Source organism: Photorhabdus akhurstii (assembly GCF_018448925.1).
GTDB lineage: Bacteria > Pseudomonadota > Gammaproteobacteria > Enterobacterales > Enterobacteriaceae > Photorhabdus > Photorhabdus akhurstii.
This window is the reverse complement of the sequence record NZ_RCWE01000003.1, coordinates 84,656-97,330: the sequence shown is the minus strand read 5'-3', so window position 1 is coordinate 97,330 and position 12,675 is coordinate 84,656. Positions and strand designations below refer to the sequence as shown.

Annotated in this window: 8 protein-coding genes and 1 pseudogene; 3 read left to right on the top strand and 6 right to left on the bottom strand. The window is 40.3% G+C overall.

The genetic code is table 11. From position 1 onward, the window contains the following. Together mscS and EAE93_RS05090 are read right to left on the bottom strand one after the other, a co-directional pair. A complete protein-coding gene (gene mscS / locus EAE93_RS05095) occupies nucleotides 1-873 on the bottom strand; it encodes a small-conductance mechanosensitive channel MscS (RefSeq protein WP_036781315.1) in 873 nt (290 codons plus the stop codon). 135 nt (nucleotides 874-1,008) lie between these two features. Beyond that, on the bottom strand, nucleotides 1,009-1,377 hold the full coding sequence (locus EAE93_RS05090; RefSeq protein ID WP_036810772.1) for a YacL family protein: 369 nt from the start codon (nucleotides 1,375-1,377) through the stop codon (nucleotides 1,009-1,011). Nucleotides 1,378-1,473: 96 nt separating this feature from the next. On the opposite strand from EAE93_RS05090, the gene EAE93_RS05085 reads away from it, so the two are divergent. Both EAE93_RS05085 and EAE93_RS05080 read left to right on the top strand, forming a co-directional pair. After that, the gene (locus EAE93_RS05085; RefSeq protein WP_214039222.1) at nucleotides 1,474-2,049 is read left to right on the top strand and encodes a Dabb family protein; all 576 of its coding nucleotides are present in this window, start codon (nucleotides 1,474-1,476) and stop codon (nucleotides 2,047-2,049) included. 608 nt (nucleotides 2,050-2,657) lie between these two features. After that, complete coding sequence (locus tag EAE93_RS05080) at nucleotides 2,658-4,130, top strand: colicin-like pore-forming protein (RefSeq protein WP_214039221.1); 1,473 nt, start codon at nucleotides 2,658-2,660, stop codon at nucleotides 4,128-4,130. A gap of 22 nt (nucleotides 4,131-4,152) precedes the next feature. Here EAE93_RS05080 and EAE93_RS05075 read toward each other — a convergent pair whose 3' ends face one another. Then, nucleotides 4,153-4,701, bottom strand: coding sequence for a hypothetical protein (locus EAE93_RS05075; protein ID WP_214039220.1), 549 nt, complete (start codon nucleotides 4,699-4,701; stop codon nucleotides 4,153-4,155). Then, nucleotides 4,691-5,107 (bottom strand): Exc2 family lipoprotein, encoded by a 417-nt coding sequence (locus EAE93_RS05070; protein ID WP_214039219.1) that lies wholly within the window; start codon nucleotides 5,105-5,107, stop codon nucleotides 4,691-4,693. The genes EAE93_RS05075 and EAE93_RS05070 overlap by 11 nt, the downstream gene beginning before the upstream one ends. A 1,020-nt stretch (nucleotides 5,108-6,127) precedes the next feature. On the opposite strand from EAE93_RS05070, the pseudogene EAE93_RS05065 reads away from it, so the two are divergent. Further along, nucleotides 6,128-7,157 (top strand): annotated as a pseudogene (locus EAE93_RS05065) (IS110 family RNA-guided transposase). Nucleotides 7,158-8,324: 1,167 nt separating this feature from the next. Here the strand turns inward: EAE93_RS05065 and EAE93_RS05060 are convergent. Both EAE93_RS05060 and acnB read right to left on the bottom strand, forming a co-directional pair. Beyond that, nucleotides 8,325-9,718, bottom strand: a protein-coding gene (locus EAE93_RS05060) for an IS1182 family transposase (RefSeq protein ID WP_110085929.1) whose coding sequence is annotated in 2 segments (ribosomal slippage) — nucleotides 8,325-9,151 and nucleotides 9,151-9,718 — 1,395 coding nt in all. Because the reading frame shifts where the segments join, the coding sequence is not laid out codon by codon here. 128 nt (nucleotides 9,719-9,846) lie between these two features. Continuing rightward, entirely contained in the window at nucleotides 9,847-12,444 is a 2,598-nt protein-coding gene (acnB, locus tag EAE93_RS05055; protein WP_214039218.1) for a bifunctional aconitate hydratase 2/2-methylisocitrate dehydratase, read from the bottom strand. Nucleotides 12,445-12,675 lie beyond the last annotated feature (231 nt).

Here is a 12,675-nt window from a genome sequence, read left to right as displayed (position 1 = left end):
TTAATCACCCATTTTACTCCGCGCCATAGCTTGGTTCTGATGCAAATAAACATCCATTTGTGGATAAGGAATACTGATATTGTGTTTATCCAATGTACGCTTAAAATTCTCCATCAAATCCCAATAGACCTCCCAAGCATCGCCATTGGCAGTCCATACACGCACAACAAAATTCAGTGAAGAAGGCGCCATTTCATGCAAACGAATCGTCACGCCTTTGTCATGCTGAATACGATTGTCTGCGGCAATAACTTCACCTAATACTTTTTTAACTTCATCAATATCCGCATTATACGCAACACCGACCATAATCTGAGTTCGGCGATTCGGTTCACGACTGGTATTAATAACATTATCAGCAATAATTTTCCCATTCGGGATTACGATGATCTTGTCATCCGCTGTACGCAATGTAGTAGAGAAAATCTGCACCTGAACAACTGTGCCCTCAACCGCGCCCAGAATAACATATTCGCCCGCACGAATTGGACGAAAAGCCACCAACAATACCCCCGCGGCAAAGTTGGATAAAGAACCTTGTAAAGCCAAACCAACAGCTAAACCAGCAGCACCGATAACCGCAATGACAGAAGCCGTCTGAACGCCTAATTTGCCCAAAACTGCAATAATAGTGAACGCAATAATCGAATAACGAACAATAGCAGCCAGGAAATCTGATACCGTTACATCAATGCCGCGCAATGACATAACTCTTCTCACACCCTTACTAATGAGTTTCGCCGCCATCAATCCCAGAATAAGAATCAGAATAGCCGCAACAGTATTGACCAGATATTGAATGATTAAATCCTGATGATTAATGAGCCAGCTTGTAGCTTCATTAATGCCACCAGACAGATTGATATCTTCCATTAAAACCACCTTAATTCTTTAGCTATTCAACTATAATTGAGTAAAATTACTCAATGACTATCCTTCATAACAACCATTAACAGTAAGAAAAAAATCTATCGTGCCAGAGAATTCTTTTTGTCTATATACAGCTTTTTACCAATCGTTTTTTAAAATAAAGTCCCGATAATCAGTCAACATATCAAGAAAATCCTTGGTACCACAAAAAGACAGGCTCTCATTATCGTAATAGCTCATGCCCTCCTCTATCGAATCGGTTTCAAACTCAAGCTGATTAGCACGAACCATAACCTCTTCCTCATCCATTAGCAGCGTATATTCGTGACCCACAAGTTGCCATTGACGTTCACTACCTTTAATTTCAGCCAGTGCTGCGGCAACCTTATCTATTACCGTTAAATCACCGTTAACTTCTTCATTCAGCCACTGACCAATAGCTTCATGATCCATTGAGAATCGGCTAGTCACCTTCCCAGTGACATCCAGCAAAAATTCGTAGTCCATCATTAACCTCCGGTGCTTCTTTCCGTTCTAAATTTCCTAGCAATTCCGCCCCAGAATCAGCCCACAAACTGCAAGAAGTGTGAGACTAACGCCTCTATGCCGACACAACGATATGGTTTGCACCTGAATAACCGAAATGTCCACCCCAAGCTATCCTTGAAGTTTATGTCTGCTATGGCTTTCATCGGAGAAGAGTTCAGCCTTAGTGCAAATATAGACAAATACACTATAATTAATAATATCTCAGAGAAACAAAAACAGCAAAATCGAACACACATCCACGAATCGATGAGGTATATTCAAGAGCCTTGCAATACAACCAGCTATTTTCTATCTTGTCTGGAAAAACAAAGATACTTTTCAGGAGCCATTATGATACGTCATATTCTTTTGTTAAAATTCGCACCCGAAATACAAGAACAACAATTAACGACGATAAGAGATACCGCGATTTCGATGCCACATCAAATCAAAGGTATTTCTTCCGTTGTTGAGTGGGGAGGTAATGTAAGTAGTGAAAATAAGAATAAAGGTTTTACACATGCTATCACTATGATATTTGATGATCAAAAAGCTATTTCAAACTATTTGTCTCACCCTGCTCATGACAAGTTAAAAGATCTCCTTACAGATTCTGTCGACGATATCATTGTCTTTGATTATGAAATATAATTTTCATTTCTAGGGAATAACTATTTACTCATCAATGTTCAACATAACAAATATTGCTAGCGCGTCTAAGAATAATTAGACGCGCCTAATCGATTTTAGGCTTCATCAGATAAATTATAATCTTCTTCAATATCCCCCATGTTAAAACTTTAAGACGTATGGGAGACAGATTTAATCTATGATCATTGAAATAGATGCTTAGTTCCTCAGTGGATCATAAATAATTTAGAAACATGAACGTACATAAAATGCCTTCATTTCCGAGTTTATAGGGCTGGTAAGTATCTTATTGGCATTTAGTTTATCTCCATTAAAGGAAGTGTGGGTCATATGGAGAAATATACAGATATAGAGAGACTATTTCATCTGCTTTTTGTCGAATCAACGTTCAATGAAATGATTGCAAAAACGAGGGTGACCATAGATTTTTATGCCCTTCAGCTTAATCAGCTCATATACTATAGCCTTGTATTAAAAAAACTTATAATACGTCATAGCCCTTTTTGTTAGAATAAAATTGACTTTCAGCATTGAAGTGACCCAACGATATTCTGTATATATTATCTTATATAGTATTTACGTATTTTTTATAAGAATAAGGACTTCTTATGGCTAAAAACAATTCAGTAGATTCAAATGATAGCCTTGGTGATTCTCTTACTGTAACCTCTGAAAAAGGAGGAAAAGGAGACTATGGTTGGAGTAGTAGTCGTAATGGTAATAATGATAAAAGTAGTTCAAATAGTGGAGGATTATTAAAGCGAGATCCAAATTCAGCAATTACATTCCATGAGGTCTCTATTGATACAGGAGAAATTATTGAGTTTACGGCTATAGGGCTAACAATGATAGACCCATCATCAAATAAACCTGTGATTGATTTAACACTAGAATCAAAGCAAAATGCCAATTCAGAGAATAACAAACAGAGAGGAAAAAAGCAGAAAGAAAGAACAAAAGAATTGAATATTCCTGTAGTTAGACAACATCCATTTAGTCTATACGATAAAGGAATTAAATTCACTCCTAATAATAAAACCAGCTTTCAACATTATAATTATAAATATGATGTTGAGTTAGATGAAAATGGTAAAGTAAAAAATATAAAAGAAACATTAACTGATAATTATTTTAAAGGAACTGACAAACTAAGATTTTTCGCTCGAAAAGAAGAAGGAAGAAAAGAGTTTATAAAAAACAAGGTTGAATTGACATATTCGTTACGATTTGAAAATGTAAGAAACTATAAAATAGGATTAAAAGAGTATACCTATGAAGTTGAAATAAATAATTTAGGCATTATTACTGAATTAAAAAAAAGCTTTAAAAAAGCGAAATCACATTATTTCACACGAAAAAATCATCAGGATAACTGGTATAAAGAAAATAAACTAACTACTGAAGATGAAAGGGATAAAACGGTAAAGAAAATAGTAAATACAACGTTTAATAGCCATCCCAACAATAAGAAAAAAGTAGCCGAAAAAGAAAAAAGTATTTTATTAGATACAAGTGCAATAATTACTGATGCTTCAGCGAAAATCAGTAAACATCTCGGTGATAAGTACAACGATATTGCAAATGAGCTAAAGAATGATATTAAAAATTTCCAAGGGAAACGCATTCGTAGTTTTGATGAAGCGATGAAAACTATGAATAAGGTCATTTCTAACCCTAATGCGAAATTAAATAAAGCTGATCGGAATGCTGTTGCTAATGCAATCAGGTACATTGATGCTAAAACGTTGTCTGATAATCTCCAAAGACTGGGTAAGTCTTTTGCCTTGTTAGATAAAGTTATTAAAGTAGAAAAAATAAGGGATAAAATAGTCGAAGGATTTGAAACGGGTAATTGGAAACCATTAATGCTGGAAATAGAAGCAATGGTTTTGAGTGGTTTTGCTTCGGGAATTTTACTCGGAATATTGACTAGTATCGCTATGATAATTACAGCTAAAATAGCAATACCCGCTACTATTCTTAAGGTTGTTTTTATTATAATTACAGCTATTTTAACCTCATATATAGATGATAAATTTGCAGATAAATTAAATAATTATCTAATCCCTTCAGTACATTAGTTATAAATTTATAAGAGTGTGATCAAATCACATTCTTATATCTAAGATAATGCAATGGAAAATAAAACCAAATGATTACTAGCATAATAAAAATGACATAATAGGTAAAAAAATACATAACATAGTAAATGAACAAAAGAAAGTAATTTCCTCCAAAAATATTCCAAAAAGTATTATCTATCAAATCATTTCTATAGAAATACCCAAAAAACACGAAAACCACAAAAACAACCCCATATAAAGAAATTAGCTTCAGTAACTCATATGTGGTTATCTTTGTTTTATTCATAACGAAATATTCCCCCCATAAAATAAACAAAATAATTGATAAGAAAGGTGTAATTACTAAAGTATAACTAACAGCAATCTCACTAATCAATATATATTCTGATGAAATACTTCCTTTATCATGAAAAGATATTTCATTTAACTTTAAGATAATAAAAGACTCTTTATCAAAATAAAAAATAAGGAAAATTAGAAATATAGGAATCAGCCCAAATAAAAAAACCCCACCTGCTTTAGATAAGAATTTATTAATAAGTTTATGGTTAATATTATTACTTTCCATAGTAGCCAGCCCGGTACGAGTTGATGAACCCCTCAATTAATGCTTTTTTATTCTTAGCTGAAATCTGACTATTGTCAATTCTTTTCACATGTACTTTTGGTGAAATAAATGTTTCTGACATGTCGATTCTTTGAATGAAATCATCACTCTTAAAATAACTAATTTTTTGCTCAAACTTCTGCGAACTGATATTATTTTCTCGATCATTAACTCCTTCTCTATAAAATTGCTCAAAGAAAGGAATTAGAAGTTTAATAGAATTATTCACATGTGTTTTAAAGTTAGGATCAAAATCATTTCTAGAGAGATAAACATAATGCCTAGCCTCCAGCTCATATGGAGAGAGATTTACTGAACAAGCGGACAACAAAAGCAAGAAAAAAGAGAAAAAATATAAAGTGCGCATAAAAACATCCTCATCAATACTAATAGTCAACTAACGATGCAACTACAACTAACTAAAAACCGTATCAAGATACTCCGTAACCGCCTTCCTTAGGTTATGTTAAAAAGGATTAAAAACCATAAAATTTAAAGATAGCACCTGTGAATAAAGTACCTACTGTGATTCTAGCTTATTATTTAATTACTTTACTTATCCTTAGGAACCTCATTATATTCAAAATAACGTGACAATGAAGAAAATTTGTCGAAAATCTCTTTAAAAATATTTATCTAATTAACATATCCATCATACCGAATAATAACTCTATGAAAATTTTCAACATTAATATTATTATTTAACATAGAGTTGTTACTTAAAGTCTGTAATATTGGCCTAGAGCTATCAATTAAACACCATATTCCAGCATTAACCCAGCACCGTCTGGGCTGTGCTAAACAAAATTATTTTCGTGCAGAGGCGAATACCAATCTGGTTGACTATCAGACTACCCTGAATTGACACAACAATGGAGTAATCTACGCCGATGGTATGCTTTTTGTGACGTCATCCAGATTGGAAAGTATAAAAAAGCGAGGATCACTCATGCAAATTATTCCCATTAACGATAAAATCATTGATGCTATTCTAATATCCTCCGCATCAATAACATCAGGATCGGATCTTACTTTTTATGGAACTTTTCATCACCAAAACGATTTGATCATCATATTTCATAAAAATTGATTCTGACGATGACTGTTTTTATCTATACCAATGACATACCTAACCTACTCGCTGACATCAATAAAAGATATGAATTAATGGAGGTTATTTTCTGGTCTTTGCAGCTATTTTGGGTGGCACTTCTAAATAAGATTCCAAAATAGCGCCACATCTTATACTACTCATAATTCTATGTATAACAATGGGTTGAAGAAGGTCATGCGTAGCAGAATTATAAAATAATGAAATGGACACCTCCCTAAAACGGCTTCATTGAGCCATGCTGAATACATCAGCAAAAATATGAAGAGGTGTCCAATGGAACAAGTTATCAGCATTGATCTGGCAAAGCGAGTGTTTCAATTACATATTGCGTCTCCGCTCGGAAAAATGATTAAAAATACCGTGGTAACGCGCGATAAACTGATGACATTCATTGCTCAACAACCCCCTTCCAAAATAGTGATGGAGGCTTGTGGCAGCGCAAATTACTGGAGCCGACAATTTAAACGTTAAACGCTTTGGTCATGAGGTGAAGCAAATCAGCCCCCAATATGTCGCCCCATTCAGAATGGGCAGCAAGAATGATAAAAATGATGCCGTGGCTATTGTGGAAGCAGACAGCCGTCCAGGGATGCGTTATGTGCCGGAAAAAACACAGAAACAACAGGATATTCAGTGTTTGCATCGTGTTCGTCAACGGCTAATGAAAAACAGAACGGCGCTGATTAATCAAATACGGGGATTAGGCTTAGAATATGGCATTGCCATACCCGAAAGCGCTCACAAGGTTGAGCAATGTTTGCCTGAGCATCTGGAAAACGCGGAAAATGACCTGACCCCGCTAAGCCGTGAATTATTTCAGGAACTCTTGCTTGAACTCAAAGAACAGCAGCAGCGTCTGAAAATACTGGATAAACGCCTCAACCATTTGAACGCACAAGAGGAAGATATTCGCCGTCTACTGACGCTACCGGGTATTGGTCCACTGGGGGCATCCGCTTTGATGATAGCGCTGGGAGAGAGTACGGATTTCAAAAATGGCCGCCATTTTGCCCGTTATCTGGGACTGGTTCCAAGAGAACACAGCAGTGGTGGCAAAGTCAGGTTATTGGGTATCACGAAACGCGGGGATGGCTATTTGCGAGGAATACTGATTCATGGTACCCGTTCAGTTGTTTATCGGGTGCAAAAAATCCCTGACGAACAATGTAATGGATTACAACGCTGGTTAAAAGGCGTGATAGCCCGCAGCGGGCTCAATAAAGCGGCAGTTGCCCTGGCAAATAAAAATGCCCGAATAGCCTGGGCTCTGGTCAGCCAACAATCGAGTTATGAACCACGATGAGTGACCCATGATGTAAATGATGTAGAAGTCCATAAATTGATGTACTGACAGGTAGAACCGACTCTCTGTGAACCTGGTAAATAACTCAGTCTATCGAGACAGTTGAAATAATGAGGGCAGAGAGTGCGGATTTTCATCAGGGTTCATTGAAGCCGAATATATGTTTGCGACTACGTTGTCAGAAAAATTTACTCACCCACTTGAATTGAGTCGGTGTCCATATACGTTATTTAGCTAGAAGTTCATTCAGAAATTTAGAGAATTACAATTTAAATGGCTTAAACAGCACACCACTTTTACTCACTCCCCCCTTAGATACTGTATTGCTAATATTACCAAAGCTATCAATAATGACGCTTCAATTAAAACCCTGTATTCCTAATTCCTAGACCAATCATCGCCAGATCAATGAAGGGAAAAGTGTTATTGCGATTGATAGAAAAACATTGCAGATAGAAAAAGAAAAATCCATTGTAATTCACTCTGATATGTCAGTTCACTACCGTTAGATACTGTTAGATACTGAAGTAGCAACAAAAACGATAAGACGACCCTGTAGGATAAAAAACGAACTACACTAGACACTGAATGTCACCTTTTGGGAAGATAAATTATCACTCACAGACCTGATAGAGCTGCACACATAGCATTATTTAATCGGATTGCATTAAGAGTGTTCAAACAACATACGAAACTTAAAGACAGTCAGACATCCAAACACCGGAGAACGGCGTGATCAGGAGAATCTCATAGTAAACTTATCCTTAGTTGAATTATGAATAAAGTGCAACCCTACCCTGATAGTTAGCATAGCATCACATCTTTCACCCACTTTTAAAAACCATTAATCACTACTTTTTACCTTTAATGATTAAAGTTTTTATCTGCTTTTTAACGATACGTTTGCCTTTTTTCCAGATTTTAAAACCACTTTAAAACTACATTGACAAGCAAAAAACAGCCTTTATTAACACTTGTTTTATCATTGATAAACACTCAGCAGTGATAGTCGAAACATTAAAAGCCAGCAATCTAAAATGGGAGGTTTTTACCTCCCATTCAGACCGCTGACAAACCTCGTTATTTTTAACGAGGTTTGTTCCTTTCATTATGAATCATAATGCCATCCATTCTCCTCATTAACCCGGTTTATCCCCCGTCAGGGCGCTATTTTCGCTTCTCCTGCAATAAAATACTTGCTCTCCAGAGATAAAAACAACACAGCATTGCGACCAGCAAAGCTATCTTCTTGATATTTTGGGCTGTTGCCGCCAGGAGACACTGTATTTGCACTTTCTGCAACCCACGAAAACGGGCATAGCGGTGCCCGTGATGCTGCTTCGCATCCGCAAAACTACGCTCTATCGTCTCCTTTCTTCGCTTATAGAGCTTCTTCCCCCACGGGGTTAATCGGTTTTCTCTGGCCTGCTCTTTACTGGCCTCCCAGACATGGCGGGTTAGCATTTTTCCGCCTTTCGCGTGAGTGCAGGCATCACGCTGCGGACAGCTCTGGCAGAGAGTCGCCGGCGCTTGATAATGCCGGTATCCCTGACGGTCGGTTGTAGTATAAATCAGGTTTTCGCCCTGAGGGCAGACATAGCAATCTTGCTGCCTGTCATAGGTGAAGTGTTTCTTTTGAAAGGTGTTCGGTCCCTTGTTTGGGCGGCGATAACCGATAATGGGCGTCATGCCTAACTGTTCCGTCAGATAACAAACCGGGGCCGTAAAATAGCCCGCATCCAACCCAACCGCAAGGGGATTGAGAGCAAAACGCTCTAACTGACGCGTCAAACGCTTGATAAAAGGCTGGCTGTCGTGGACATTACCCGGTGTGGCGTAGGTATCGGTGATAATACCGACTTGCCCATCCACGGTACGGTGGTCAAGGTAAAAGAACCCCCTGGGTTTGTTGGTCCGGTGCATAAACCCGCTTTCCGGAGCAGTGGTACTGACCTTCGTCTTTCTCTGCCGTTCCTTAAGGGCTGGCTTCAGGCTTTTTTTCCGGCTGCCGCCCGGTCTTGAGTGACGGCTTTATCCAGGGCGTCAACATAGGCGCCGGGAGGAACCGACCGCATGACATTCTCCGATTTATGCGGATTGGCACTGGCTTTCAGGTGGGTGCTGTCGGTATAGAGTACGTGTCCGCCCACAAATCCTTTGGCTATCGCCTGTTCAACAATGTGGTCAAAAATCTGTTGGAAGACCGCGGTATGATTGAAACGGCGGCGGCGGTTCTGGCTCAGGGTTGAGGCATCAGGGACCTTTTCTGTCAGTCCGAGGCGCAGAAACCAGCGGTAAGCCACATTAACCTGAATTTCCTGTACCAGACGGCGTTCACTGGGGACGCCAAACAAGTAGCCGAGTAACATCATTTTAATCAGCATGACCGGATCGATAGCAGGACGGCCATTATTGTGGCAATACAACGGGGCGACTAATTCGCGGATAAATTCGAAATCAATAGCAGCATCGATTTTACGGACCAGATGATCTTTGGGCACCAGCTCGTCAAGCGAGAGCGTTTCGGGCGGGAAAGTCTGGGGAGGCGGTGTTCTTAACATAGTGGCAAGCTCCGTTTGGTGAACGGACCTTAATTAAAACAAAGTGCCGGATAAAAAACCAGCACTTTATCAATAATCTGAATGGGAGGTTTTTACCTCCCATTCGTTCATATTGCAATATATCGAAATTACACCGCAGTTTGGAAAATCACATCATCCGCTTTTTCGGTGTATTGGTTCAGTTGATCAAAATTGAGATAACGGTAAGTGTCTTCCGCGGTTTCATCAACTTTAGCCATAAATTGCTGGTACTCTTCCGGTGTAGGCAGACGTCCCAACAGAGAAGCTACAGCCGCCAGTTCAGCCGATGCCAGGTAAACATTCGCACCCGCTCCCAGACGATTCGGGAAGTTACGAGTCGAAGTAGAAACCACAGTTACACCATCAGCAACGCGTGCCTGATTACCCATACACAAGGAACAGCCAGGAATTTCAACCCGTGCTCCACTCTTACCAAAGATGCTGTAATAACCTTCCTCTGTGAGTTGAGCCGCATCCATTTTTGTTGGCGGAGCAACCCACAAACGAGTCGGTAATTGACCTTTATGTTGATCCAATAACTTACCGGCGGCACGGAAATGACCAATGTTAGTCATACAAGAACCGATAAAAACTTCATCGATTTTACTGTTCGCCACATCAGACAGTAAACGGGCATCATCTGGATCGTTCGGTGCACACAGAATAGGTTCTTTAATTTCGGCTAGATCGATTTCGATAACCGCTGCATATTCTGCATCAGTATCGGCTTCCAGCAATTGAGGATCTTTCAGCCAGTTTTCCATACCCGTTACGCGGCGTTCCAATGTACGGCGATCACCATAACCTTCGGCAATCATCCATTTCAGCAGCACAATATTAGATTGCAGGTATTCAATAATCGGCGCTTTATCCAATTTAATGGTACAGCCCGCCGCAGAGCGCTCCGCAGAAGCATCTGCCAGCTCAAACGCCTGCTCAACTTTCAGATCTGGCAAACCTTCGATTTCGAGGATACGGCCAGAGAAGATGTTTTTCTTACCTTTCTTTTCAACCGTCAGCAGACCTTGCTGAATCGCATAGTAAGGAATCGCATGAACCAAATCACGCAAAGTAATACCGGGCTGCATCTGCCCTTTAAAACGAACCAACACCGATTCTGGCATATCCAAAGGCATCACCCCCGTCGCAGCAGCAAACGCCACCAGACCAGAACCTGCCGGGAAGGAAATACCAATTGGGAAACGGGTATGGGAGTCACCACCGGTACCAACCGTATCAGGCAACAGCATACGGTTCAGCCATGAGTGAATGATGCCATCGCCCGGACGCAGAGAAACGCCGCCACGGTTCATAATGAAGTCAGGCAAGGTATGGTGAGTAGTGACGTCAACCGGCTTAGGGTAAGCAGCCGTATGGCAGAATGACTGCATCACCAGATCCGCAGAGAAGCCCAAACACGCCAGATCTTTCAGTTCGTCACGGGTCATTGGGCCGGTAGTATCCTGAGAACCAACAGAGGTCATTTTAGGTTCACAGTATTCACCTGGACGAATACCCGCCGTACCACATGCCCGGCCAACCATTTTCTGGGCCAGGGAGAAACCACGACTACTTTCCTCAACCGCTTTCGCCTGACGGAAAACATCACTGGGGGGTAAACCAAGAGACTCACGCGCCTTACTGGTCAAACCGCGACCGATAATCAGTGGAATACGGCCGCCAGCACGCACTTCATCCAACAATACATCGGTTTTCAGCCCAAATTCAGCCAGTAACTCATTGGTTTCGTGGTGACGTACTTCCCCTTTATATGGGTAGACATCAATCACATCACCCATATTTAATTTGGCTACATCCATCTCTATTGGCAGTGCGCCAGCATCTTCCATTGTATTGAAGAAGATTGGCGCAATTTTACCGCCCAGAACCACGCCGCCACCACGTTTATTTGGCACAAATGGAATATCTTCGCCCATAAACCACAGCACTGAGTTAGTGGCCGATTTGCGGGAAGAACCTGTACCCACAACATCACCGACATAAGCCAGCGGATAGCCTTTCTTATTCAGCTCTTCAATCTGTTTAATTGGACCAATAACACCGGCTTGATCCGGGACAATCCCTTCGCGGGCATTTTTCAACATTGCCAGAGCATGCAGCGGAATATCAGGGCGTGACCATGCATCCTGCGCAGGAGATAAATCGTCAGTGTTTGTTTCACCCGTCACTTTAAATACTGTGACTGTAATTTTTTCTGCCAATTCAGGGCGTTCTAGATACCACTGCGCATCCGCCCAAGATTGCATAATTTGTTTGGCTTGTGGATTACCTGCTTTTGCTTTTTCTTCTACATCATAGAAGTTGTCAAACATCAACAAAGTATGAGAGAGCGCTTTAGCTGCAATTGGAGCCAGTTTTTCATTATCCAGAGCATCAATCAAAGGATGAATATTATAACCACCCTGCATCGTTCCAAGCAGTTCAATCGCCTTTTCTGGCGTGATTAGTGGTGAAATAGTTTCGCCTTTCGCAATGGCGGCAAGAAAACCGGCTTTTACATAGGCCGCTTCGTCAACGCCAGGGGGAACTCGGTTAATCAGCAAATCTAACAGGAAATCTTCTTCACCTTTTGGTGGGCTCTTCAGTAACTCAACCAACGCCGCCGCTTGTGTCGCGTCCAATGGTTTAGGGACGACGCCTTGGGCTGCACGCTCGGCTACGTGCTTGCGGTATTCTTCTAGCACGACTTTCTCCTCGCTCTCATTGTCATTTTATCTACCCGGCTCTGCACCCGCCTTAGAACCTGCCTCACCAAGCTATTATCTTTGCGTAACAACATGTGTTTTCACAACAATAGCCCTTCCGGGGATAGGTTGTTAATTATGGTTCCGGGTGCCAGGTCAGAGGATTGCCGGCATAACTTAGTAAGTACAAACAAGTTATGCCCAGCTTCGGGCGTCCAGCATACCAAAATT